This is a genomic window from Glycomyces sp. MUSA5-2 (genome assembly GCF_037034145.1).
Classification (GTDB): Bacteria; Actinomycetota; Actinomycetes; order Mycobacteriales; family Micromonosporaceae; genus Glycomyces; species Glycomyces artemisiae.
Map to the genome: position 1 here is coordinate 47,119 of NZ_JBAGKG010000014.1, position 22,137 is coordinate 69,255.

General features: G+C 71.7%; 25 protein-coding genes. 11 read left to right on the forward strand and 14 right to left on the reverse strand.

From position 1 onward, the window contains the following. The first annotated feature begins 13 nt into the window (after window positions 1-13). Window positions 14-772 (forward strand): hypothetical protein, encoded by a 759-nt coding sequence (locus WA640_RS27225; protein WP_335991988.1) that lies wholly within the window; start codon window positions 14-16, stop codon window positions 770-772. Between the two features lie 2 nt (window positions 773-774). Further along, window positions 775-2,439, forward strand: coding sequence for a hypothetical protein (locus tag WA640_RS27230; protein WP_335991990.1), 1,665 nt, complete (start codon window positions 775-777; stop codon window positions 2,437-2,439). A gap of 69 nt (window positions 2,440-2,508) precedes the next feature. Here WA640_RS27230 and WA640_RS27235 read toward each other — a convergent pair whose 3' ends face one another. Beyond that, window positions 2,509-3,561, reverse strand: a complete 1,053-nt coding sequence (locus WA640_RS27235) for a hypothetical protein (RefSeq protein ID WP_335991992.1) — start codon at window positions 3,559-3,561, stop codon at window positions 2,509-2,511. Beyond that, complete coding sequence (locus WA640_RS27240; RefSeq protein WP_335991993.1) at window positions 3,561-3,884, reverse strand: type VII secretion target; 324 nt, start codon at window positions 3,882-3,884, stop codon at window positions 3,561-3,563. The genes WA640_RS27235 and WA640_RS27240 overlap by 1 nt, the downstream gene beginning before the upstream one ends. 122 nt (window positions 3,885-4,006) lie before the next feature. On the opposite strand from WA640_RS27240, the gene WA640_RS27245 reads away from it, so the two are divergent. Further along, entirely contained in the window at window positions 4,007-4,780 is a 774-nt protein-coding gene (locus WA640_RS27245; RefSeq protein WP_335991995.1) for a Bax inhibitor-1/YccA family membrane protein, read from the forward strand. Between the two features lie 34 nt (window positions 4,781-4,814). Next, window positions 4,815-5,468, forward strand: coding sequence for a hypothetical protein (locus WA640_RS27250; protein ID WP_335991997.1), 654 nt, complete (start codon window positions 4,815-4,817; stop codon window positions 5,466-5,468). Here WA640_RS27250 and WA640_RS27255 read toward each other — a convergent pair whose 3' ends face one another. Further along, window positions 5,469-6,674, reverse strand: a complete 1,206-nt coding sequence (locus WA640_RS27255; RefSeq protein WP_335991999.1) for a hypothetical protein — start codon at window positions 6,672-6,674, stop codon at window positions 5,469-5,471. It abuts the gene before it with no gap. After that, entirely contained in the window at window positions 6,674-7,906 is a 1,233-nt protein-coding gene (locus WA640_RS27260) for a hypothetical protein (RefSeq protein ID WP_335992000.1), read from the reverse strand. The genes WA640_RS27255 and WA640_RS27260 overlap by 1 nt, the downstream gene beginning before the upstream one ends. Before the next feature lie 175 nt (window positions 7,907-8,081). On the opposite strand from WA640_RS27260, the gene WA640_RS27265 reads away from it, so the two are divergent. From WA640_RS27265 to WA640_RS27275, 3 genes are all read left to right on the forward strand, one after another. After that, window positions 8,082-8,417, forward strand: a complete 336-nt coding sequence (locus WA640_RS27265; protein ID WP_335992001.1) for a YbaB/EbfC family nucleoid-associated protein — start codon at window positions 8,082-8,084, stop codon at window positions 8,415-8,417. After that, window positions 8,414-8,812 (forward strand): YbaB/EbfC family nucleoid-associated protein, encoded by a 399-nt coding sequence (locus WA640_RS27270; RefSeq protein ID WP_106363036.1) that lies wholly within the window; start codon window positions 8,414-8,416, stop codon window positions 8,810-8,812. Before WA640_RS27265 ends, WA640_RS27270 begins: the two co-directional genes overlap by 4 nt. 74 nt (window positions 8,813-8,886) lie before the next feature. Further along, window positions 8,887-9,768 carry a hypothetical protein gene (locus tag WA640_RS27275; RefSeq protein WP_335992003.1) on the forward strand — a complete coding sequence of 294 codons (882 nt, stop codon included), beginning with the start codon at window positions 8,887-8,889 and terminating at the stop codon, window positions 9,766-9,768. A 13-nt stretch (window positions 9,769-9,781) separates the two neighbouring features. Here WA640_RS27275 and WA640_RS27280 read toward each other — a convergent pair whose 3' ends face one another. The 6 genes from WA640_RS27280 to WA640_RS27305 all read right to left on the reverse strand — a co-directional run bounded on the left by WA640_RS27280 (window position 9,782) and on the right by WA640_RS27305 (window position 14,123). Further along, on the reverse strand, window positions 9,782-10,783 hold the full coding sequence (locus WA640_RS27280) for a Gfo/Idh/MocA family protein (protein WP_106363038.1): 1,002 nt from the start codon (window positions 10,781-10,783) through the stop codon (window positions 9,782-9,784). Window positions 10,784-11,158: 375 nt separating this feature from the next. After that, window positions 11,159-11,572 carry a molybdenum cofactor biosynthesis protein MoaE gene (locus WA640_RS27285; RefSeq protein WP_106363039.1) on the reverse strand — a complete coding sequence of 138 codons (414 nt, stop codon included), beginning with the start codon at window positions 11,570-11,572 and terminating at the stop codon, window positions 11,159-11,161. Next, entirely contained in the window at window positions 11,569-12,726 is a 1,158-nt protein-coding gene (locus tag WA640_RS27290; RefSeq protein ID WP_335992005.1) for a molybdopterin molybdotransferase MoeA, read from the reverse strand. The genes WA640_RS27285 and WA640_RS27290 overlap by 4 nt, the downstream gene beginning before the upstream one ends. Further along, entirely contained in the window at window positions 12,723-13,214 is a 492-nt protein-coding gene (locus WA640_RS27295; RefSeq protein WP_335992006.1) for a MogA/MoaB family molybdenum cofactor biosynthesis protein, read from the reverse strand. Before WA640_RS27295 ends, WA640_RS27290 begins: the two co-directional genes overlap by 4 nt. Then, entirely contained in the window at window positions 13,202-13,669 is a 468-nt protein-coding gene (moaC, locus tag WA640_RS27300; RefSeq protein WP_335992007.1) for a cyclic pyranopterin monophosphate synthase MoaC, read from the reverse strand. The genes WA640_RS27295 and moaC overlap by 13 nt, the downstream gene beginning before the upstream one ends. A 58-nt stretch (window positions 13,670-13,727) precedes the next feature. Further along, the gene (locus WA640_RS27305; protein WP_335992008.1) at window positions 13,728-14,123 is read right to left on the reverse strand and encodes a hypothetical protein; all 396 of its coding nucleotides are present in this window, start codon (window positions 14,121-14,123) and stop codon (window positions 13,728-13,730) included. 113 nt (window positions 14,124-14,236) lie between these two features. On the opposite strand from WA640_RS27305, the gene WA640_RS27310 reads away from it, so the two are divergent. Together WA640_RS27310 and WA640_RS27315 are read left to right on the forward strand one after the other, a co-directional pair. After that, window positions 14,237-14,605: a hypothetical protein gene (locus WA640_RS27310; protein ID WP_335992009.1), complete on the forward strand. Its 369-nt coding sequence runs from the start codon at window positions 14,237-14,239 to the stop codon at window positions 14,603-14,605. Further along, on the forward strand, window positions 14,595-14,999 hold the full coding sequence (locus WA640_RS27315) for a hypothetical protein (protein ID WP_335992010.1): 405 nt from the start codon (window positions 14,595-14,597) through the stop codon (window positions 14,997-14,999). Before WA640_RS27310 ends, WA640_RS27315 begins: the two co-directional genes overlap by 11 nt. Here the strand turns inward: WA640_RS27315 and WA640_RS27320 are convergent. Genes WA640_RS27320 through WA640_RS27335 form a run of 4 tightly spaced genes read right to left on the reverse strand, consistent with a single transcriptional unit; the run spans window position 14,996 to window position 18,805 of the window. Further along, complete coding sequence (locus tag WA640_RS27320) at window positions 14,996-15,577, reverse strand: hypothetical protein (RefSeq protein WP_335992012.1); 582 nt, start codon at window positions 15,575-15,577, stop codon at window positions 14,996-14,998. The two genes, WA640_RS27315 and WA640_RS27320, sit on opposite strands and share 4 nt — an antisense overlap. Before the next feature lie 15 nt (window positions 15,578-15,592). Next, window positions 15,593-15,718 carry a hypothetical protein gene (locus tag WA640_RS27325; protein WP_335992013.1) on the reverse strand — a complete coding sequence of 42 codons (126 nt, stop codon included), beginning with the start codon at window positions 15,716-15,718 and terminating at the stop codon, window positions 15,593-15,595. 40 nt (window positions 15,719-15,758) lie between these two features. After that, a complete protein-coding gene (locus tag WA640_RS27330; protein WP_335992014.1) occupies window positions 15,759-16,385 on the reverse strand; it encodes a hypothetical protein in 627 nt (208 codons plus the stop codon). Next, window positions 16,382-18,805: an FtsK/SpoIIIE domain-containing protein gene (locus WA640_RS27335; protein ID WP_335992016.1), complete on the reverse strand. Its 2,424-nt coding sequence runs from the start codon at window positions 18,803-18,805 to the stop codon at window positions 16,382-16,384. Before WA640_RS27335 ends, WA640_RS27330 begins: the two co-directional genes overlap by 4 nt. A gap of 418 nt (window positions 18,806-19,223) precedes the next feature. Here WA640_RS27335 and WA640_RS27340 point away from each other — a divergent pair, with 418 nt between their 5' ends. Then, a complete protein-coding gene (locus tag WA640_RS27340) occupies window positions 19,224-19,880 on the forward strand; it encodes an OB-fold-containig protein (RefSeq protein ID WP_106363049.1) in 657 nt (218 codons plus the stop codon). Between the two features lie 139 nt (window positions 19,881-20,019). Further along, on the forward strand, window positions 20,020-22,086 hold the full coding sequence (locus WA640_RS27345; RefSeq protein WP_335992017.1) for an SPFH domain-containing protein: 2,067 nt from the start codon (window positions 20,020-20,022) through the stop codon (window positions 22,084-22,086). Window positions 22,087-22,137: the final 51 nt, after the last annotated feature.

The window sequence follows — 22,137 nt, forward strand, 5'->3', positions numbered from 1 at the left end:
AGGATCCACCAACGTGACCCGAAACCTGACCTTCATCCGGGGCCTCGCCGTCGCGGGCGCCGCCGGCCTCCTGCTGACCGGCTGCGGCGGCAACGAACCCCCGGTGCCCGGTGAGAACGGCACGAACAACCCCGACGGCGGCGGCGACAGCTCCGGTTCCAGCTCGTACGGCGTGATGGCCGAGTGGGACGGCTGCGAGGCGCTCGACGACGTCCAGGCGGTACAAGACTTCATGGGTGTCACTGACTGGGGCACCAACGGGATCATGTCCAGCGACATCCCCGGCGGCCTTGACGGGGAGGCGTTCAACTGCGGCGGGGCGGCGAACCTGGCTGTCTACCTCATGGAGAACGAGGTCACCGGTGACAAGGAGATTCCCGGTACCGCGAACATCGATGTCGGCGTGGCTCCGTGGGAATCCGACTCGGAGGCGGCCGAGAACTTCCAGGAGCGTGTCGACCAGCTGAAAGAGGCCATCGAGACCGGTGGAACCGAGTACTCGAACGTGCAGGAAGGCGAAATCGAGGGCGACTGGGACGGCTCCTATTACTATGCGGGGGCGTCGAACACCGGGTTTAACGCTGATGCGATCGCCTACAAGGGCGATCTCGTCCTCTACGTTTTCATCGATTACACGACCGACCCCGCCGTCCAGGATGGCGCGGACCCGGTCTACCCCTTCACCGATGAGTCGATCGTCGACTGGATGCTGAACGACTATATGCCGACGACCTACTCGGACCTCCTCGCCAAGAAAGAGAGCGGGCTCTAGACATGGCCGAAGAATTCGAGACCGAAGAGTACGGCGACGCCCAGGAGGGGATCGCGAACTCCGCGATCCAGGCTCGGATCAACGAGCTGATGAAGACCCCCACCTGCGGGCTCAGCGAGTGCACTGCAAAGACGGTCGACCCGGCGGAGGAAGCCTGGCTCAAGCTCATGTCGGCGGTGCCCAATGGCGATGGAGCGACCGCGAACATCCGGCCGTCGCGCGAGATCCAGTCCTACGCGCTCCCGAACGGCGAGTCGATCGCTTCGCTCGTGGCTTCGCTGCGGCCGGCGGATCCGGACAACTACGCGATCACCAAGATCAGCAGTTTGTGGGTGACGCTGTGCGGCAGCCTCAGCGACATTCCGGTGGAACTCAAGAACGGTTTGACCACACTCGCGGAGGAATGGCAGGGCGACGACTACGACGCCTTCGAGGAGCAGGTCGAGAAGGTCATCAAGAACTGCCAGAAGGTGCTCGGCGACATCTGGGGCGAGGACACGAGCCTCGGCGGGGCCGTCAAGAACCTCAATGACAAGGCGTCGGAAATCCTGGCTCAGCAGGGCGGGGACGAGTGCCCCTACCCCTCGCCGAAGTTCCACCTCGAAGACGCCGCGGCCTGCTCGCACAAGATCCACATCCGGCCGCCGTACTTCCCCGAGTGCGAGGTGTTCCCGGACGACGAGACCAAGGTCGCCATGGAGTGGGCCGGGTTCGACAGCACCATCGTCGACGAGGTCCAGGAAGAGCGCGAGCGGACGTACAACGCGTACATCGAGTACACGAACCAGTACCCGGACTACGAAGAGGACGGGATGCGCGGCGAGGAGCTCGCCCGCACCCGCGCCGACGAGTACGCCAAGGACGCGACCGACAGCCTCGGCACCGACGGCCAGGAGGAGCTGCAAGCGCAGGCCACCCAGGTCAACGAGGACATCACGGACCGCACCAGCAACACCAACATGGCGGTCACCGAGATCAAGCCCGAAGCGGGGCAGTCGGAGCCGACGACCTTCAACGACGGCAACACCGAGCCCCCCGGCGGCCTCGACGGCGGTTCGCCCCCCGGCGGCGGGACGCCCCCCGGGCTCGGCGACATGAAGCCCCCGGGCGGCATGAAGCCGGTGTCGCCGTCGACTCCGGACATGCCCGGCAACCCGGACAACCCGAGCCTCCCCGGCAGCCCTGACCTCCCGGGCGGCAACGACCCGGGCGGGCTCGACGACAACCCGTGGGAGCCGTCCACGCCCGACCCCGACGACCTGCCTTCGGGTGGTCTGGCCGGTGGCGGCGGTGGCGGTCTCGGCGGCGGCGGTCTTCCCGGCGGCGGCGCCGGCGGTGGCCTGCCCGGAGGCGGTGCCGGCGGTGGCCTCGGCGGTGGCGTCGGCGGCGGTATCGGCGCCGGTGGCATGGGCGGCATGATGGGCGCCGGCGGTGCCGGTCGCGGCGCTGGCGGCGCAGGTGCCGGGGGCCGCAGGCCCGGTGGCATGGGCGGCAAGATGGGCGCCGGTGCCGGCGGCCGCGGCATGGCCGGCGGCATGATGGGCGCCGGCGGCGGGCGCGGCGGCGTGGGCGGGCCCGGTGATGAGAACGGCGAGAACGGCACCTGGCTCACCGAGGACGACGACGTGTGGGGGATCGGGAATGAGAAGGACGACCCCTACGCGTAGCGAGACAAGGTAAGACGATCGGGCCGGTGGCGATTCGCCACCGGCCCGATCATTTGTTGCGTCCCTTGGTCAGCCGGTGGCCTGCTCGACCATGCCGGCGCCTGTGACGATCGCGTTCTTGTGGTCCTTGAGGAATTCGAGGACCGGTTTGATCTTCTCCAGAACCGCCCAGATCTTCGCGAGGACCTGTGCGGCCCGCGCGAAGATGCTCGTGGCCTGGCGGATGCGGTTGAAGGCCTTGAGGAGCATCGAGGCGACCTTGTAGACGGCGTCGACGATCGCGGTGGCGACGGTCGCGCCGAAGGTCGCGATGCCCGCGGCGACCTGGGGGAGGAGCCGGGTCAGGGCCCAGGAGACGCCTTTGGCGAGGAGGTCGACGATGTCCTGGCGGAGGGCTTTGGCGAGGTCGGCCATGCACGTCAGGAGGCCTTCCATGCCGACGGCGAGGTACCCGAGCCCGTTGATGACCTCGGCGGCTTCGGAGACGCGCATGCGGGCCGCGTCGCCGTCCTCGCCCTGCCAGTCGGCGAGGATGTCGCCGCCCGCCGCGGCGATGTACTCGCCGACCTGCGGCGCGCCCTGGGAGACCGAGTTCCACATCGACGCGGAAGTCTTCATGCGGGTCTCGTTGCCGGAGACGATGCCGACGAGGTCCTCCAGCGGCTGGAAGATCTGGATGAGGAAGTCGATGAGCGTGCCCGCGAGCCACTGCACCGGGTCAAACTTCGGGTCGGTGACGCCCTCGACGAAGTTCCAGAACTCCTCCGAAGCGCCCTGCACGGCCGTGATGTCCCCGGCCAGGCCGGTCACCAGGTTCGCGTAGCCGTCCCAGTCGGTCAGGCCCTCGATCTTCCCGGCGTTGATGATCGTGTTCTGCACGGCGACAACGGGAGAGGCGACGCTCTTGAAGACGTTCAGTCCCGTCGAGGTCGCCTTCGTCGTGGTGCCGTCGGGGTTGCGGTAGCCGTCGACGGCCTGGTGGATCAGTCCGCCGTCGCTGCTCGCGTCCGGGGAGCCCTGGCCGGTCACGGCCTTCCAGGCGTCGCCGCCGCTGACCGCGGGCGTGTCGGACTGGTGGGGCGCCTGCTCGTCCCAGGTCGGCTCCTTGACGTCGTCGGACATCACTTGCCTCCCCTGAGATCGCCGCCGATGCGCTCCAGTTCGGCCGCGATGGCCGCGTCGTTGCCGGCGTGCTCGTCGGCGCACGCCTGGATGCGGTCGGCCAGGCCGGACACGGCCTCGACCGAATCCGTTACAGCGGAATGGAAGTAATCGGCGAGTGCGAAATACGCCGGAGCCATCACCAGACCGGCCACACCCCACATCCACCATTCGGGGTCGGCCTCTTTCGCATTATCGGCGAGGGTCTGGATCTCGCCTTCCGACTCGTGCAGGGCGGCGGCCGCTTGGCGCAGCGTTTCGGCATCGACATTGATCCATGTCATCGGTTCACTCCGAGGGGCGGGAGATGCGGGCGTCACCAAGTGTAGTCAACCAGTGCAAGCCGGTCGGAACGACTGTCGTAGCCTGAATCCGCCCCAGGAATCGCAATGGAGAACGGCACGGAATGGCACGCGGCAACAGACTCCTCAGGCGCCTTCTCAAGCATCGGGAGACGCGATCCCCGCACTTCGCCCCGATCAGCGCGGAGCAGGTCTTGAACCGCGCCGCGGCATTGCTGGCCGCCACCCTCATATCGGGCGCCGTCGCCTGGACCGCCATGTCCGCGTGGGCGGCCGAGCCGAGCGAGTGGCCGCCCGGCGGCGAGTGGCCGGGACTGACCGCGAACCTCATCGGCGCCGCTGGATTCGCGATCGTCGCCGCGGTGCTCGTCTACGGCACGTTCCGGCCCGTCACGAGCGCAGCGGTGGCCGCGCTCTACGCGGTCGCGCAGGGCTGCCTCCTCGCCTGGCTCGGCACCGCCTTCGACCTCGGCTCGGGCGGGCTCCTCGCCAACGCCCTGCTCGGGACCGTGCTCACCGGCCTCGCCGCCCTCGCGATCCGGCGCGCGCCCTGGGGGACCAGGGCGTCCCTCGTCGTCGTGCCCGCCACCGCCGCAACAGGACTCGCGGCCCTCGCCCTCGTCAACGCGGCCCTCGCCGCGACCGGGCGCGGGCTGTTCGCGACCGCCGTCCCCTGGTGGGGCTGGTGCCTGGTGCTCGTCCTCGCCGTCTGGTCGGCGTATTCCTACCGAGTCGACCTCGACCTCCTCGACGAGCATCTCGCCACCGGAGCCGAGGACGCCTGGCCCGCCGCCCTCGCCGTCGCGACCGGGCCCGTCGGCGTCTACGTCTGGCGCCTCTCCGACTTCCGCTCCAGGTCCATCGAGACCTCCTACTAGAGGTGCGGCCCGCCCGCGGCGGTAGCCTCGTCGGATGACAGGAACGCGCTCGCCGAAGCTCGACCTCAAGCGCGACGCGCAGCGGGTGCTCCCGGAGAACTGGCTGCGCCCCGGCGAGCGCCTGCTCGAAGCGGTGCCGGTGTGGAAGCTGCCTGCGCTGGACGGGATCCCGGACCCGGGCTGGACCGCGGGCCAGCTCGCGAAGCAGGTCGCCAAGGTCGTCGGGCTGGCACTGCTGTGGATCGTGTTCTCGGTGCTGATCGCGATCGTGTTCGTGGCTCTGGCTGACGGCATCACCGGCAGCGGCGGCGACAGCGGGAAGCCCAAGCGCATCAAGGGACCCGGGGTGGTCCTGCGCGGCGAGGGCGAGGGCTCGATGATGGGGCGGCTCGTGACGCCCGCGCTGCGGCGGCGCGGCTGGTGGGTGCTCACCGACCGGCGGGTGGCGTTCGTTGCCGTGCAGCGGAGCTACGGGAAGTTCTGGAGCGGCTCAGGTCCCGAGACGAAGATCGACGGGCCGGTTCCACTTGAGACGGTCCTGGAGATCCCGCGGGAGCAGTACGCGTACGACGAGGACCACCGCTTCCGCAAGACCCGGATGCTGCGGCGCACCAAGCCCGCCGGGCTCTACCGGCGCATCACGCTCGCCGACGGGTCCGGCGTGGACCTGCGGCGGCGGCATCAGTAGCTAAGCGGGAGGCCAGATCCGGGGCGGCACCCAGTCGTCGGGGTTGGCGTTGTTCTGGTACGCGCGGCCCACGGCGGTCTTGGCGCGCTTGGTGATCCGGTGCGCGATCTGCGGCGCCAGCGGCTCGAAGCCGGTGCCGTCCCAGACGCGGAAGACGCGGACCGGGACGTGGAGCACGGCCGCGTCGCCGTGCACGGGAACGTCCACAGTGAACTCGGTTGCGGCCTCGCCGTCGTAGTCGACGCGGAACCGGTGCGGCCCAGGCGCAAGCGAGTAGTGCCAGGCGGCCCAGTCGCACGGCACCTCGGCGTCGTCGATCCAGGTGCGCAGGCGCCCGGCGTGCGCGAGGGCGAGCGCCTCGCCGGTGCCCTCGTACGCCAGGGTCCCGTCGTCGGCCCGCGAAAGGCGGTACAGGAACAGGTCGTACACGACCAGCAGCCCCTGGGCCTTCCCGCGGGCGTCCTCTGCGGACGGATACGCGGTCGCGCCGCCGTCGGTGCGCGCGGATTCGAGGCGGTTCGCCTTGGCGCGCTTGTGGAGCGAGCGGGTCGCGGTGATGCCCATGGCCGCGCCGCCGATGAGCACGAGCCCGCCGACGCCGCCGATAGCGCCCGCGACGGCGCCGAACGTCCCGCCGTCCGACAGCGGGACGGCGACCATCGCGAATGCCAGGGCGATCGCGCCGACCACGGCGATGAGGCACCCGGCGCCGGAGACGTTCGCGGCCCGGCCGCCGAGGACCGGCAGCAGGTCGGAGGCGTCGCGCACCCGGTACAGCTGGGTCCGGTAGTCGACCTGGTGGCGCACGGCCACGCCCTGCCCGGTCGTGAAGTGGACGCGCTCGCCCGCGGCGACGGTGAACAGGGCGCTGGCGGCGTCGGCGCCCTGGACGTCGAGCCGGTGCGTCCCCGGGGCGACTTCGACCTGGTAGCGGCCGTCCCCGGCGGCGACGGGGGCGCCGTCGAGGAGGAGCACGCCGGTCCGGTCGGCGGTGGCCGCGGTGCACACGAGGACGTCGAGCAGGCCCGAGCCGGGCCCGGGGTCGGCGGCGGCCGAGCGGCCCGCGCGGTAGTCCTCGACGGAGTCGAAGCGCAGCGTCGGGGCGCCGGGCGCTTCGTGGCGGCGCCCGTCCCGGTCGCGGTAGGCCGCCCGCGGGGCGTCGTCGACGTCCTGCGGGTCCCGGAACGCGCGCCCGGCGGCCTCCACTAGCCGTTGAGCCCGTCGACGATCGAGGAGTCGGAGGGCGCGCCCGAGCCGGCCAGGTTGCCGACCATGCCGACGGACTTGATCCCGGCCTCGGCGAGCGGCGACGCGGCCTTGCCGAGGGTCGCCACGACGCGGCCGAGGATGGTGTTGGCCTGGAGGAACGCGTCGACGGCGGTCTTGTAGCGGCGGATGGCGAGGACGATCGACTGGATCGCGGAGCGGATCGAGTTGATCATCGCGGCGACGGCGGCGCCGCCGAAGGTCACGGCCGAGAGCGGCCCGGCCGCGGCCCACGTGATGATCTGCTGGCTCGCCCACTTCCCGGCGATGTCGAGGAGGGTCTTGCGGATGAGGGTCGCGATGAGCTCGGTGAGCTGCAGGAGCCCCTGCATGACCTGGATCTTGTCGCCGACGTCGACGACGGCCTCGGCGAACTCGGCGATCTTCTCGCGGGCGGCGTCGCCGTCCTTGCCCGACCAGGCGGTGAGCATCTCCTCGGGGACCTTCGCGACGGCCTCGCCGATCGGCGGCAGCGCGTCCTTGATCGGGTCCCAGCGCTGGATCTCCTGGTTCATGCGCTCGCCGTTGCCGGTGACCATGCCGACGAGGTCGTCGATGGGCTGGATGAGCGAGATGAGGAAGTCCAGACCCGCGGAGATGAGGAACATGAGCGGGTCGGTGATCGCCTGCGCGACGTCGTTGAGGGTGCCGAGCAGCGAGTTCGAGACGTCGGCGACGGCGCCGATGAGCTCCCCGGCGTTCTCGGCGCGGCCGACCTTCTGGATCTTCTCGACGGTGTCCATCGCGCCGAAGATCGGCTTCGCGTAGGACTGCTTCTTCGACTCGCCGATCTCGAACATCTGGAAGTTGCCGTCGCCGTCGGTGAACGTCGAGCCGCCCCACTGGATGGAGCCGCCGATGCCCTCGGGCGAGAACTGGCTGAACTCCTTCGCGGTGTCCATGTCCGCGGTCTCCCACGACTCGCGGCAGTCCTTGAGGCGCCCGGCGTGGCCTTCGAGGCCCGCGGTGAGCATCTCGAACATCTCGCGCAGCTCGCCCAGCATCTGGTAGTAGCCCGGGGAGAAGAACAGGCCGGGCACGCCCCACGCCATCATGTCGAGGCCGTCGTCGTCGGCCTTGCCCTGGAGCTGCTGCGCGGCCGGGACCTGCCCGCGGAGCTGCTGCTCGGCGGATTCGAGCTGGGCGGGCGTGACGCCAACCGGTTCACCCATGGGACACCTCTGATCGACGGGGGCGGAGCGGACTGACGTCAATATAGCGAAGCCCCCCAAACCGGCGCCAGTGACGAACCTGTTCACACCCGTGACCGGTGCTAGCAGGGTGCCGTTAGCATCGTGTGATCGCGGCCGACCCATCCGGCCGCGCCTGCCCCGGGAGGTGAGCGGTATGCCGGAGGATCCGGCCGAGGACATGCGGCGTAAGGCCCGCGAGATCGAGCGCATCGCGGTCGAGCTCGAAGGCGAGGCCGTCAGCGAGGACGGCTCGGTCCGCGTGGTGACCGGCGCCGCCGGCAACATCAAGGTGCTCGACCTGCGCATGAGCGCGTTCCAGCTGTCCGGCGTCGAGCTCGGCGAGTTGATCGTCGAGACGATCCGGGACGCCGACCGGCGCACGCAGGCCGACCTCGCGCAGCGCGTCGGCGCCGTCATGGGCACGGCCCTGGCGCCCGAGGACCTCGGCGGCAGCGGCCTCGCCCCCATCGACCCCGAGGAGCCCCGATGAGCGATCAGCGCCCGACCGACCCCGAGGCGATGATGCGCCGCCTGGAGCAGATGCAGGCGGAGGCCGAGTCGATGCTCGCGAAGTTCAACGAGCTCAGCGAGCGGCTCGGCGCCGACGCCGTGGAGGTCTTCTCCGAGGACGGCCGCATCCGCGTCAAGCTCGACGCCGAGGGCAAGGTCGCCGAGATCGGCATCGACGAGTCCTCGATGCGCCAGCACCAGTCGCTGTCCCCGACGATCATGGCGCTCATCCAGGAGGCCACCGCCACGCACGCGGTGAAGATGGCGCAGATGGCGCAGTCCCTCGTCGGCGACAAGATCGACGTCATGGGCATCGTCAACCGCGACATGCCCGAGCACCTGCGCGACCGCGCCCGCGACAACCTCGAACGCTAGGGGTCCTGCGGCCCGGCCCCCGTCCGGCGCCGCAGGGTCACCGCCCGGTTGCCCGAAACCGGTATGTTGCTCGCATGGGAATGAAGGACCGCCTGGAGCAGATGAAGCAGCGCGCCCAGGACGCAGGGAAGATGGTCGTCGACGTCGGCGTGGAGAGCGCCCGCGAGAAGCGCGACGCCGCAACGGGATTCGCCAAGGGCAAAGTGGACGACGTGACGGGCTTCGCGGTGCAGAAGCGCGACGCGGCCGTGGACTTCGCGGCGAACACCAAGTCCGCGTTCAAGGAGGGCGACTTCGAGGAGCTGCTCGCCCGGCTTCCCCTTCCGGCGCAGCCGGTCCAGGAGGACTGGCAGTGGAGCCTCGCGAAGCTCATCACCGCGGGGAGCAAGCCGCCCACCGGGACCGGGCTGCTGCTGGGCCTGCTCGACAACTTCGGGACGATCGACATCGGCCCGAAGGAGGTCGGCTTCGACGGCGGGACCGCCAAGTGGCACAAGGTGAAGGCGATCCGGACCCGCTCGCTCGACGGGATCCTCCAGAAGCTCTCGACCGACACGTTCACCGAGTCGATCGAGGCGCTCCTGCCGCCGGTCCCGGGCCGCGGCTGGGTCTCCGAGAAGGCCACCTCCGCGATCTTCACCCTGTGGGCCATGGTCGCCGACCTCGCGATCCGCGACCCCGAGGCGGGCCGCCGCCAGGTCGTGTGCGAGATCGAGTACAAGGGCTGGATCTTCACGAAGGAGGCCGCGACCGGGTACTTCACCGGCCCCGTCATGGCGCTCCTGCCGAACCTGGACCGGATCTTCCGCGACGAGGCCGCGAGCCGCGGCATCCTCGTCGAGCAGGCCGAGGACACCGCGATCGAGAACGCGGAGGCGCGCGTCGCGTGGCTGCGCGAGAAGCACGCGGGGATCGTCGCCAAGCGCGAGGCCGCGCAGAAGGCGATCGAGTACTAAGCGCCCCTTGGGTCTACGACTGCTTGGGGTGCGTCTCGCCGGGGTAGCGGAGCCCGATCCGGGCCCGCACCTCGTCGAGGATCTCCATGACCTCAAGGGTCGACTGCGGCGGCACCAGCGTCGACTCCAGGCGGCCCTGCCGCAGCGCGCGGTGCACTTCGAGGGCCTCGTGGACGTAGCCGTGGCCGACGTACGGCGCCTCGAACTCGCGCGGCGGCTCGTTGTACCGCACCAGCGTGTACCCGCTGGGCCGGTACGCGTAGTCGCGCAGCTCGATCCGGCCCTCGGTGCCCGCGATCGTGACCTCGTTCGCGGCGCCGCCGCGGTAGGAGCACGACAGCTGCGCGACGGCCTTCGGGTACTGGAGCGTGATCGCGGTCTGCGCGTCGACGCCGGTCACCTCGTCCATGACGGCCACGGCCGACACCGACTCGGGGACGCCGAGCGCCAAGTGCGCCAACGTCACCGGGTACACGCCGAGGTCGAGCAGGGCGCCGCCCGCGAGCTCGGGGTTGCGGAGCCGGTGCGAGGGCGGGATGTCCCCGGCGGTCGCGAAGTTCCCGTTGACGGACACGACCTCGCCGATCATGCCCTCCTTGATGGCCCGGCGCATCTCCCGGATCGCCGGGTTGCAGCGGGTCCACATGGCCTCCATGAGGAACCGCTGGTGCTCGCGGGCCACGTCGAACATGGTGCGGGCCTGCGCCGCGTTGTACGCGAACGCCTTCTCGCACAGGACGTGCTTGCCCGCCTCCAGAAGCCGGAGGGTCGGCAGGTAGTGGTGGGAGTGGGGGGTCGCGACGTACACGATGTCGACCTCGTCGTCGGCGGCGAGCGCCTGGACGGAGTCCCATGCGTGAGGGATGTCGTGCTTCTTGGCGAACGCGGCGGCGCGCTCCGCCGATCGAGAGGCCACAGCGGTGACGCGGCAATCGTCGAGGAGGGCAAGATCTTCCACAAAGGTCGATGCGATTCCGCCGGTCGCCAGGATTCCCCATCGGATCGGTTCAACCATGGACGTAAGCACACCACAACTTCCGGCGATCGTCAACACGAGGGTGAGCGGTACTATCTCCGCCAACCGGGCCATTTCACGGCAAGACGGTGACCGTGTGTAGCGCCCGCGACGTCACCGCGTGCGCGGTGTGACCAGCCCCCCACCGGCCGGCCGGTCGGCCCGGCGCTCCCGGGCCGCTCCCGTGGCATCATGGGCGCCATGCAGACGACTCGCGGCCTGGACGCCGCCGCCCTCGCGCTCGCCGCTTCGGCCGAAGGCGACTCGGAGGCGGGCGCGGCACTGGGCGCGATCCTGCTGGGCCTGCTCGTCATCGTCGTGCTCGGCGTCGTCCTCGTGAAGACCGTGGGCCGCAAGAAGGACGACCCGAAGGACTTAGGGGCAGTTGACCCACTCGTCGGTGCCGTCGGCGAAGTACTGGTGCTTCCAGATCGGCAGGCGGGCCTTCACCTCGTCGACGAGGTCGGCGCACGCCTCGAACGCCTCCTTGCGGTGCTCGGCGGCGACGGCCGCGACCAGCGCCGGGTCGCCGATGGCGAGGTCCCCTACCCGGTGCGAGACGACCACGCCGCGCACGCCGGGACGCGCGGCGATCTCCTCGGCGATGCGGCGCAGCTCCTCGCCCGCCGACGGATGCCCCTCGTAGGACAGCGACAGGACGCCGCGGCCGTGGTCGTGGTTGCGCACGACCCCCGCGAAGGAGACGACCGCACCGGCTTCGGCGGCCGAGACGGCCGCCTCGTGCTCGGACACGTCGAGCGGGGCGTCGAGGACTCTGGCGCGGATCATGACGACACTCCTGGGACGGTGGCGAGGTCGACGACGGTCCCGGCGGCGGCCGCGTCGTCAGGGGGGATGACCGCGAACCCGGCGGCGCCCGCGAGCCCGCGGAGCATCGCCGAACCGTGGTGGGCGAGCCGCCGCCCGGCCGGGTCGACCAGCGCGAGATGCGTGAACGAGCCGCGGCCCGGCACGTCCTCGGCGAGCTCGACGGTGCGCAGCGGCGGCAGCGGCAGGCCGCGCAGGCCCGCCAGGAGCGGCGCGACGACCGTGACGACCGCGATCACGGCCGACTGCGGGTTGCCGGGGAGCCCGGCGATGAACTTGCCGTCCGCGGTGCGCGCCAGCAGCATCGGGAACCCGGGGCGCACGGCGACGGTGTTGAGCACGTACTCGGCGCCGATCTCGGCGAGCGCGGCGTGCAGGTGGTCGACGGGCCCGACCATGGTCCCGCCGGTGGTGCAGACGACGTCGGCGTCGGCGAGGGCCTCGCGCAGGGCGGCGACGTGCGCTTCGAGGGTGTCCGCGACCGGGCCGATCGACGCCTGGACGTCGGCGCCGACGAGGAGGTGCGGGACCATCGGGCCGAGGGCGTCGCGGATGCGGCCCTTCCCGGAGACGCCGCTGGTCAGCAGCTCGTCGCCGAAGACGACGACGCGGGCGCGCGGGCGCCCGTGCGCGGGGAGCGTCAGGTGGCCTGCGGCGGCGGCGAGGCCGATCACGGGCGGCGTGACGGGCGTGCCCGCGGGCATGAGCTCCTCGCCGTGGCGGGCCTCTTCTCCGGCCTCACGCCATTCGCGGTCGGTCGGACCCGAGACGTAGCCGTCCTCCACGGTGCCGTGCTCCAAGCGGATGAGGCCGTCGGTGCCCTCGGGGACCTGCGCGCCGGTCGCGATCTTCACGGCCGCACCGGAAGCCAGGGGCTCGGGGACGTGCCCGGCGAGCACTTCGCCGCCGATGCGCCACGGCCCGGTGCCGGCGACGGCCCAGCCGTCGACCGCGGAGGTCGGGAACGCGGGCAGGTCGGACACGGCGGTCAGGGGCGCGGCGAGCGCGGACCCGGCGGCCTCGGCGAACGGCAGCTCGGCGGGCGCCGGTTTCGCGGCATAGCCTGCGGCCCAAGCGGTCTCGCGGGCGTCGGCCCAGGTGATGGGGTCGGTCATGCTGTCCTCTCATGGTCGCCGTCGTGCAGCTGGGCGACCGCGTGCTCGATGAGGGCCCCGGTGAGGACGGCCAGGCCGTCCTTCGCGGCGCCCCGCGATCCGGCCAGGTTGACGATGAGCGTGCGCCCGGCGACGCCCGCGATCCCGCGCGACAGCGCCGCGTGCGGGGTCTTCGCGAGCCCGGCCGCGCGGATCGCCTCGGCGATCCCGGGGACCTCGTAGTCGACGACCTCGCTGGTCTGGTCCGGCGTCAGGTCGAGGCTGGTCAGGCCGGTCCCGCCGGAGGTGACCACGAGGTCCGCGCCCGCGGCGACCGCCGCGCGCATGGCCGCGCCGACCTCGGCCCCGTCGTGCACGACGACCGGCCCGGTCACGGCGAATCCCTGCGCACGGAACCCATCGGCCAGGATCGGCCCCGACTCGTCCTCGTAAACCCCGTCGGCCGCCCGATTCGAAGCGACGATCACGGTCGCTTTCACCTGTGCCATTCGCCGGTCTTCCCTCCCAGCTTCTCTTCGACCTTGATGTCCGAGATGACGGCGGCCGGGTCCACGGCCTTCACCATGTCCACCAGCGTCAGCGCCGCCACCGACACGGCCGTGAGGGCCTCCATCTCGACCCCGGTCCGGTCGGCGGTCTTGACGCGGGCGGCGATGTCCACGCCTTCGTCGGTCACCGTCAGGTCGACCTTCACGCCGCTGATCGCGATCGGGTGGCACAGCGGCACCAGGTCAGGGGTGCGCTTGGCGGCCATGATCCCCGCGATGCGCGCGGTCGCGAGCGCGTCGCCCTTCGCGAGGGAGTTCTCCCGCAGGGCCGCCACGACCTCCGGCGTCGTGCGCAGCCGCCCGGTCGCCAGCGCCGAGCGCTGCGAGACGTCCTTGCCGGAGACGTCCACCATCCGGGCCGCACCGGTCGAGTCCACGTGGGTCAGGTCGGTCATGCTGCGAAGTCTAGCCGCGGAGGGGGACAAGACGCCGTTTCCGCGGCAGTGCGGGAGGTCAGTCGCGGTCGGTCCAGAACGCGAGGTTGGCGAAGATCGAGGTGACGAACGGCCCGAACACGAGGATCAGCGGGAGGATCGCCTCGAACCGCGAGAACAGGCCCAGGCCTGGGAGCGGGCCGATGAGCGTCGACGGCTCCATGCCCGGCTCGAAGTCGCCCAGGATCGTGATCTCCTCTGGGCCCGAAGGGGTCTCGCGCAGCGCGGGGGACCGCATCCAGGACCCGTCGGTGCACCAGGTGCCGACGCAGTTGGGGTCCTCGCCGTCGTCGAGGACGGTCACCGTCTCGTACTCGCCCCAGAACAGGTACGAGACGCACCAGACGATGACGGCGCCGGTCAGGGCGAACCAGAGGGCGAGCAGCAGGGCGGCGAGGGCGCGCTTGAGGGACACGTGGGCTCCAAGGGGTCGAGGGGACGCGAGGGGCGGGGCCGCTCCAGCGTACGCGGCCACTTCGCGGTGCGGCCTCGGATTCGGCGCCGCGGGCCTGTATTAGCGTCGGGTGCGTGATCGACTGGCTCTACCTCGCCGCCCAGGCCGCCGCGCTGGCGATGAGCGCCTGGTTCTTCGTGGACACGGCGCGCTCGCAGCGGGTGGGCCGCCGCCACTTCGTGGGCGTCGGCGTCCTCGAAGTCTTCGTGCTCGCGCAGCTGGTCGCGGGCATCGCGATCGTCCCCGGCGAGCCGGGCGGCGGCGCGGGGCTGTTCTTCTCGTACCTGGTCACGGCCCTGCTCGTGCCGGTCGCGGCGTGCTTCTGGGGGTCGATCGACCGCAGCCGCTGGGGGATCGGGACGGTGGCCGCGTCGGGGCTCATCGTCGCGGCGCTGCTGCTGCGCGTCCACCAGATCTGGGAGTTCCAGATCCATGTCGGCTGAACCGGAGGTGCGGCGCCGCCTCGCCGACGGCTTCGGCCGCTTGATCGTGCTCGTGTACATCGTGTTCGCGGTCTCCGCTGGCGCCCGCGCGGGCTACCAGGTCGCGACGAAGTTCTCGCACGCGCCGCTCAGCTTCACGCTCAGCGCCGTCGCCGCCGCGATCTACCTGGTCGCCGCGGTCGCGATCATCCGCGGCGCGGCCCGTACCGCCCTCGCGGCGGTCGGCGTGGAGCTCGTCGGCGTGGTCGCGGTGGGCGCGTTGAGCTTCGCGGACCCGGACTGGTTCCCCGAGCCGTCCGTGTGGTCCCACTTCGGGTCCGGGTACGGGTACGTGCCGCTGGTCCTGCCGGTCGCGGGCCTGCTCTACCTGCTCAAGCGCCGCAAGGAGCGTTAACGCTCGACGGCGTCGGCCGCGGCTGCGAGGAACGCGAGCAGCGCCGCGTCCTCCTCGGGCTTGACGTGCCCGCGGCGCCAGCCGGCGACCCAGGTCGACCGGACCATCCACGGCCGCCCGAGCGGATCGGGCAGTGAGGCGAGGACGGCGCTGGCGGCGGCCGGGTCGGAGGCGACGACGGTCCGCTTCGCCCCGGCCGGGACCGGGACGGCGAGGCAGCGCGCGTCGGGGTCGAACCACTGCTTGGTGAACCGCTCGGTCCCCGGGTCGGCGACCAGGAGGTCCGGGGCGGGGCGCCGCAGCGCCACCGCCGCGAATCGGTACGCCACGTGCTTCCTGCCGTCCCAGACCCCCGGGTTGGTGAACACCGCGACGCGCCGCCCGCTCCGGTCCCCGGCGGCGGTGTCGGCCGCGGGCCGGTTGAAGCGGACGCCGAGCGCGTCGAGCTCGTCGAGCCCCGCATCGTCCCCGGCCCGCAGGCCGTGCGCGGCGGCGAACCGGGCCGCGCGGCGGCGCCGGGCCGCACCCGTGGCCGCGCCGAACACGGTCTCCAGGAAGAACTGCGCGATCGCCTCCACGGCATCCGCCTCCGGTCACATCTGGTTGTAGAGCGTCTCGAACGAGGCCGCCGCCGTCTCGTCGGCGCTGCAAATCGAGTCGCCGCTCCCGGAGCGCCGGTCGAGCTCCGCGGTGAGCGCGTCGAGTTCGTCGAGCCGCACGGTGAGGCATTCGGGTCACTCGACTATAGGAAGCCCCTGCTCAGGAGAAGAACCCGAAGCACGCGACCAGCAGGGTCGAGCCGCACAGGACGAGCCCGAGGCGGAAGTTCCGCTCCAGCTTCGCCTCCTCGTCGCCGATGCGGGGCCGGGCGGCGACGCCGATCGTGAGCCAGCCCGCGCAGAACGCCGCGAGCGGCGCGGCGACGAGGATCGCGCCGAGGACGATCGCGCCGGTGAGGTCGTCGGCGCGAACCATGCGCAGGACGACGAGCTGCACGAGGACGCAGACGAGCGCGAACGCCCCGTAAATGAGGCCGTTGCGCTCGTCGGCCCGCCACCGGGGGAGCCAGGGCGGGCGGTGGGCGAGGAAGCGGGCCTCTTCGAGTTCCGTTGCGGCGGTGTGGAGGTCGGTCTCGGCCGCGGTGAGTTCGGCGTGCGGGTCGCCGAGCGGCGCGGGTGCGGCGGTGCGCTGCGGGGGCGCGGTTCGGGCGGTGCGTGCGAGCTCGTCGACGGAAGTGCGGGTCGCGGCCGCCTGCTCGGCGATCCGCTGCGTGCGCTGCCCGAGCGTCTCGGCCACGGTGGCCGTGGCGGCGGCGGCCTCGTCGGCGCTGCGCCGGGCCTCGTCGAGGCGCCGGACCTGGGCGAGGTAGTCGTCGAAGGCGCTCACTGGCGGGTCCTCTCGATCGCGGTGCCCTCGCCGCTGCGCTGCGGGCCGGGCGCGTGCCCTTCGGGGCGGGAGAACGGGACGACGAGGCGCCCGCCCGCGGTGTCGGCGTGCCGGTCGACCAGGAGCGCGCGGCCGGGCCGGGGGCTCCAGTGCTGGAACTGGGTGCCGAAGTGGCCCATGATCTCGCCGCCGGGGAGGTTGAGGACGAGCGCGCACGCGACGTCCTCGCGCCCGGCGGTCCCGCCGATGTCGTCGGTGAAGCGGCGGAAGTTCCGCCACCAGCCGAGGAGGTGGACGCCGCGGGCGGGCCCGGTCCGCAGCAGGTCGCGGAGTGCCTTCTGGCCCTTGGAGTCGAGGGCCGCGGCGTCGAGGCCCCACGCGGCGATGAGCGTGTCGTCGGGGACCTCGCCGAGCTTGGCCGCGAACTCCGAATCCGATATCCTATAGGATATAGGATGCATGATCGCGGTGCCGGTGAAGTCGACGCCCCACACGGTCGACCCTGACCCGGCGAGCGATTCGACCGCGGCCTCAAGGGCTTCGCCGCCGACCGGGTCGGAGCCGAGGACGGCGAGGTGGCGGCCGGGCCTGCGGTCGAGGTCCACTCCCGCGGCGGCGAGGTGCAGGGACACTTCGCGTCCGACGAGCGCGCGTCCCGGTTTCCGTTCCCCGGGAAGGGCGTCGGCGAGGTGGACGGGCCGGTAGCCGTAGAAGACGCGAGGCGCGCCGACCCCGGCGTGGGCGCGGCCGAGCTGCTCGCGCAGGCGGTGCATGGCCTCGGGGTCCGTGTCGGGGAAGCGCGCCACCCGGTCGGCTCCGGCGGTGCCGCCCTCCCGGTTGACGACGACCTGCCCGAGCGAGATCCGCGCGGCCGCATCGTTGCTCGGCTCCAGGACGGTGCGCGCGCCGGGCAGGGCGATGCGCATCGGGAACTGCCCGAAGATCGAGTCCTTCTTCGCCCACAAAGCCTCGATGCCGGAGATCGTCTGCGAGGCGAGCACCAGGTGGACGCCGTACGAGCGGCCCTTTCGGGCCAGGTTCTCCAGCAGCGCGACCGCTTCGGAGGCGACCCGGTCGTTCCCGGCGAGGAGCACCTGGAACTCGTCGGCGACGCACACGATCCGCGGGTACGCCTCGTGCTGCCGCAGGCCCGCGAACGACGCGACCCCGTAGCGCTTCATGACGTTCGAGCGGCGCGTCATCTCCTCGTTGAGCGTCTTGAGGACCGCGAGCCCGTACTCGCGGTCGGACTCGACGCCGACGGCGCGCGCGTGCGGGATGAAGGACGGGTCGCGTTCGGTGGGGATGAACTCCGTGAACGACACGCCCTCTTTGAAGTCGAGGAGGAACAGCGCCAGATCCGAAGGCGCGTACCGGGACGCGAGGCCGTAGAGGACGTCGAGGAGGAGCACGGTCTTGCCGCCGCCGGTGCGCCCGCCGACCAGCCAGTGCGGGGTCGCGTCGTCGAACCGCAGCCGCACTTCCCCGGCCGCGTCGCGTCCGATGAGGACTTCCAGGCCCTTCGCGGGGTCCCCGGTCTCGGGGGCCGCGGGCAGCAGGTCGGCGAACGTGAGCGTCGCGGCGGCCTTGTGCCGCTCCGCGAGCCGCGCCGCCTCACCGGCCACGAAGGACGGATCGGGGGCGTCGGGCCAGGTGACGGGCGCCGCGAGCCGCTCGCCGCGCCCGAACGGCGCCGCGGGCGGGTTCGTGACCTCCACATGATCGCCGACCGCGTGCATGACGGCGGCCTGCGGGAGGGACGGCAGGCCGCAGCCGAGGACGGTGACGCCGTGCGCGAGGCCGGAGCGCGCGAGCGCGTCGATCCGCTCCACGAGCGTCTTCGGCGCGTCCCCGAGCGAGGCCACGACCAGGAGCATCCGGTCGGCGCGGCGGCCCGCGATGTGCTCGGCCACTTGGGTTTCAGCGAGCGCCACCGCGTCGGCGGCGGCCCGCGAGTCGGTGGCGACGGCCTCGATGACTCCGGCGTCGGCGAGGGGCCGCAGGGGCGCGAAGGAGGCGCCGAGGGTCGCGGTGTCGATCCCGACGACGCGCAGCCCGCCCGCGTCGCGGGTCGCGACGGCGTGGAGGACCGCGGTGCGCACCAGGGCCGCGACGCCCTCAACCCGCGCGTCCACCGAGGTGGCGAGGTGCCCGCGGGACCCGAACGGCACCACCAGCGGCAGCGTGCGGCCCTCGTGGAGGACGATGCGGCCCGCGTGCAGCAGTTCGGGATCGGTGCGCAGCTGCTGCGCCGAGGCGGCGGCCGCGTCGGATATCTGACGTTCGGCGGCGAGGAGCGCCGGGTCCACAGGGGTCTGGAACGCGGCGTCGCCGAGGCGCTGCGCCGCGAGCGAGGCGCGGGCGGCCGCCGCGTCGCAGGCCGCCGCCGCGTTCACCAGCGCAGTCTGGAAACCGGGCACCTGGCCTCCCCTTCAAGCGGGTTCGGGGCCGCCCCGGGGCGCGCCCGGACGGCGACTGTACAACCGGTCACACCCTATCGCGGACCGGCCCGGCCCGGCCGCCCGCGCGGCGTCCCCGCCGGATTCGCGCCACCCCCTCTCCCCGGCTCTTCCGCTCCGGCGAGTGTGGCACCGGGGTCAGACATTCCCGGGCGGGAACGTCCGCTTTGCGCAACCTTCCCCCGAAGGGGCGCGTGCATTACCCTAGAAGCACAGCCCTAGAGCAAGCCCGAACTCGCTGACCCGAGTGCCCTGACCCGCCATACCGTGCGCACGGAACGCCCGCGTGCGCGGCCCGTAGAACCGAGGTGCGACCCGCGCGCCGCCGCGGCGGCGCCCAGCGCCGTCCCCCGGATTCGCCGAGAAGGACCCATGCCCCATGAGTGAGTTCCTGGATATCGCCCTATCCTTCCCTCCGGTCGTCTTCTCGTTCGGCCTCATCCTCGTGGTCCTGTACTGGCTGTCGGTCGTCATCGGCGCGCTCGACGTGGACGTCGTCGACGTCGGCGCCGACCCCGAGATCGAGGCCGGCGGCTTCTGGGGCGCGTTCGGCTTCGGCGCCGTCCCGTTCACCGTCGTGCTGTCCCTGTGGATCACGCTCGGGTGGATCGTCACCGTCCTCGGCACCACCTGGGTGCGCAGCGCCGACGTGTTCATCCCGCCCGCGGCCTCCGGGACCGCGGTGCTCGTCGCAGGGCTCGGCGTCGGCATGCTCGGCGCGAAGCTCCTGACGCGCCCGCTCGCGCGCCTGTTCGACGACGCGCCCGCCACGCACCACGCCGACCTGGTCGGGAAGGTGTGCGTCGTGCGCACCGGCACCGTCACGCTCGACTCGGGCCAGGCGGAGGTCATCGACGAGGAGGGTGCGGTGATCCTCATCAACGTGCGCCGCTCCCCGCACGAGCCCGAGGGCATCGACGACGGCCTGTTCGCCCGCCACTCGAAGGTCGTCGTCTTCGACTACGACGAGTCCGACCAGGTGTTCCTCGTCGTCCCGGTCGCGCTTCCTCCGGACATCGCCGTCATTGAGGCATAAGGGTACTCAGCCCGATTCGCCCCTCCCCGAATCGTGCCGCGGCGGCGTTCGCGGACCCCGCAAGGGGCGCGGCTCGGATATCTTACGGTCACGCCCGTAACTCACGACCCCCTCGAAGAGTCTCGTTAGGAACCACCGAATGGACGCCTCCAACTCGGCTACGCTCATCACGCTCGTGGTGGCCGCGCTCATCTTCCTCGGCCTGCTGCTCATGATCATCCGGCTCTACCGGAAGGTCGCCCCCGGCCAGGCGCTCGTCGTCACCAAGCTGCGCACCAGGAAGGTGTCGTTCACCTCCGCGCTGGTCCTGCCGATCATCCACCGCGCCGAGTACATGGACATCTCGGTCAAGACGATCGAGATCAACCGCGCCGGCAAGGACGGCCTGATCTGCCAGGACAACATCCGCGCCGACATCTCCATCACGTTCTTCGTGCGCGTCAACGCGACCGCCGAGGACGTCATCAACGTCGCGGGCGCCATCGGCACCAAGCGCGCCTCCGACCAGGAGACGCTCCAGGAGCTGTTCAACGCCAAGTTCGCCGAGGCCCTCAAGACCGTCGGCAAGCAGCTCGACTTCACCGACCTGTACACCAACCGCGACGAGTTCCGCGACCGCATCCTCAACGTCATCGGCACCGACCTCAACGGGTACTCCCTGGAGGACGCCGCGATCGACTACCTGGAGCAGACCCCGCTCGACCACCTCGACCCGCAGAACATCCTCGACGCCCAGGGCATCCGCAAGATCACCGAGCTGACCGCCCGCGAGTCGGTGACCACCAACGAGCACCGCCGCAACGAGGAGAAGGAGATCAAGCGGCAGGACGTCGAAGCCCGCGAAGCCGTCCTCGAACTCGAACGCCGCCAGACCGAGGCCGAGATCCGCCAGCAGCGCGAGATCGACACCCTCCGCGCCCGCGAGGCCGCCGAGGTCCAGAAGGTCCAGGCCGAGGAGCGCCTCAAGTCCGAGACCGCGCGCATCCGCACCGAGGAGGCCACGGGCGTCCAGCACGAGAACCGCCTCCGCGAGATCGCCGTCGCCGAGAAGAACCGCGAGCGCGTCCTCGCCGTCGAGACCGAGCGCATCGAGAAGGACCGCATCCTCGAAGTCGTCGCCCGCGAGCGCGAGGAGGAGCTCGCCCGGATCGCCGCGAACAAGGAGCTCGAAGCGCAGAAGCGCGAGATCGCCGACGTCATCCGCGAGCGCATCGCCGTCGAGAAGACCGTCGCCGAGCAGGAAGAGGGCATCAAGCGCCTGCGCGCCACCGAGGAAGCCGAGCGCGAGCGCCAGCGCGTCATCATCCTCGCCGAGGCCGAGGCGCAGGAGAACCTCGTCAAGGACATCAAGGCCGCGGAGGCCGCCGAGGTCGCGTCGAAGCACCTCGCCCGCCAGCGCCTCACCGAGGCCGAGGCCGCGCAGCAGGCCGCCGAGCTCGAAGCGCGTGCGAAGATCCGCCAGGCCGAAGGGGACCAGGCGCTCGCCGCCGCCCCGGGCCTCGCCGAGGTCCAGGTCCGCGAGGCCGAAGCGGACGCGATCGAGAAGGGCGGGCTCGCCGAGGCGAAGGCCGCCGAGGCGAAGGGCAAGGCCGAGGCCGAGGCCCAGGCCGCCATCGGCAAGGCCGAGGCGACCGCGACCGCCGCGAAGGGCACCGCCGAGGCGAACGCCCTGCGCGAGAAGCTCGTCGCCGAGTCCGCGGGCCTCACCGAGAAGGCCGCCGCGATGGACGCGCTGTCCACCGCGTCGCGCGAGCACGAGGAGTACCGCCTGCGCCTGGAGATGGAGAAGGAGCTGCGCGGCGCCGAGATCGAGGCCCGCCGGTCCATCGCCGAGCAGCAGGCGAACGTCATCGCCACGGGCCTGTCGAAGGCCGACATCTCCCTGGTCGGCGGCGACGCCCAGTTCTTCGACAAGGTCGTCGGCGCGATCGGCTACGGCAAGGCCGTCGACGGGTTCGTCGCCCACTCCGAGGTCGCCCAGACCGCGGTGGCGGCGTGGGGCAACGGCTCCACGTCGTTCGCCGAGGACCTCAAGGGCGTCCTGGCCGGGATCGGCACCGAGGACGTCAAGAACCTCACCGTCTCCGCCGCGCTCCTGAAGCTCATCAACGGCGGCGGCGACGAAGGCGCCCTGAGCGGGCTCCTGTCGAAGGCCCGGGAGCTCGGCGTCGCCGAGCGCCCGGCGCTGGAGATCGCCGCGAAGTAAGACCCCCGGACCGCGGGCCCGCAAGGGCCCGCGGTCCAACGCCGCCCACCT

Bases quoted from the DNA above. Each gene is read 5' to 3' on its own strand.
- WA640_RS27230 (WP_335991990.1), top strand. From the start codon at position 775: ATGGCCGAAGAATTCGAGACCGAAGAGTACGGCGACGCCCAGGAGGGG.
- WA640_RS27235 (WP_335991992.1), bottom strand. From the start codon at position 3,561: ATGTCCGACGACGTCAAGGAGCCGACCTGGGACGAGCAGGCGCCCCAC.
- WA640_RS27240 (WP_335991993.1), bottom strand. From the start codon at position 3,884: ATGACATGGATCAATGTCGATGCCGAAACGCTGCGCCAAGCGGCCGCC.
- WA640_RS27245 (WP_335991995.1), top strand. From the start codon at position 4,007: ATGGCACGCGGCAACAGACTCCTCAGGCGCCTTCTCAAGCATCGGGAG.
- WA640_RS27250 (WP_335991997.1), top strand. From the start codon at position 4,815: ATGACAGGAACGCGCTCGCCGAAGCTCGACCTCAAGCGCGACGCGCAG.
- WA640_RS27260 (WP_335992000.1), bottom strand. From the start codon at position 7,906: ATGGGTGAACCGGTTGGCGTCACGCCCGCCCAGCTCGAATCCGCCGAG.
- WA640_RS27265 (WP_335992001.1), top strand. From the start codon at position 8,082: ATGCCGGAGGATCCGGCCGAGGACATGCGGCGTAAGGCCCGCGAGATC.
- WA640_RS27270 (WP_106363036.1), top strand. From the start codon at position 8,414: ATGAGCGATCAGCGCCCGACCGACCCCGAGGCGATGATGCGCCGCCTG.
- WA640_RS27275 (WP_335992003.1), top strand. From the start codon at position 8,887: ATGGGAATGAAGGACCGCCTGGAGCAGATGAAGCAGCGCGCCCAGGAC.
- WA640_RS27280 (WP_106363038.1), bottom strand. From the start codon at position 10,783: ATGGTTGAACCGATCCGATGGGGAATCCTGGCGACCGGCGGAATCGCA.
- WA640_RS27285 (WP_106363039.1), bottom strand. From the start codon at position 11,572: ATGATCCGCGCCAGAGTCCTCGACGCCCCGCTCGACGTGTCCGAGCAC.
- WA640_RS27290 (WP_335992005.1), bottom strand. From the start codon at position 12,726: ATGACCGACCCCATCACCTGGGCCGACGCCCGCGAGACCGCTTGGGCC.
- WA640_RS27295 (WP_335992006.1), bottom strand. From the start codon at position 13,214: ATGGCACAGGTGAAAGCGACCGTGATCGTCGCTTCGAATCGGGCGGCC.
- moaC (WP_335992007.1), bottom strand. From the start codon at position 13,669: ATGACCGACCTGACCCACGTGGACTCGACCGGTGCGGCCCGGATGGTG.
- WA640_RS27315 (WP_335992010.1), top strand. From the start codon at position 14,595: ATGTCGGCTGAACCGGAGGTGCGGCGCCGCCTCGCCGACGGCTTCGGC.
- WA640_RS27340 (WP_106363049.1), top strand. From the start codon at position 19,224: ATGAGTGAGTTCCTGGATATCGCCCTATCCTTCCCTCCGGTCGTCTTC.
- WA640_RS27345 (WP_335992017.1), top strand. From the start codon at position 20,020: ATGGACGCCTCCAACTCGGCTACGCTCATCACGCTCGTGGTGGCCGCG.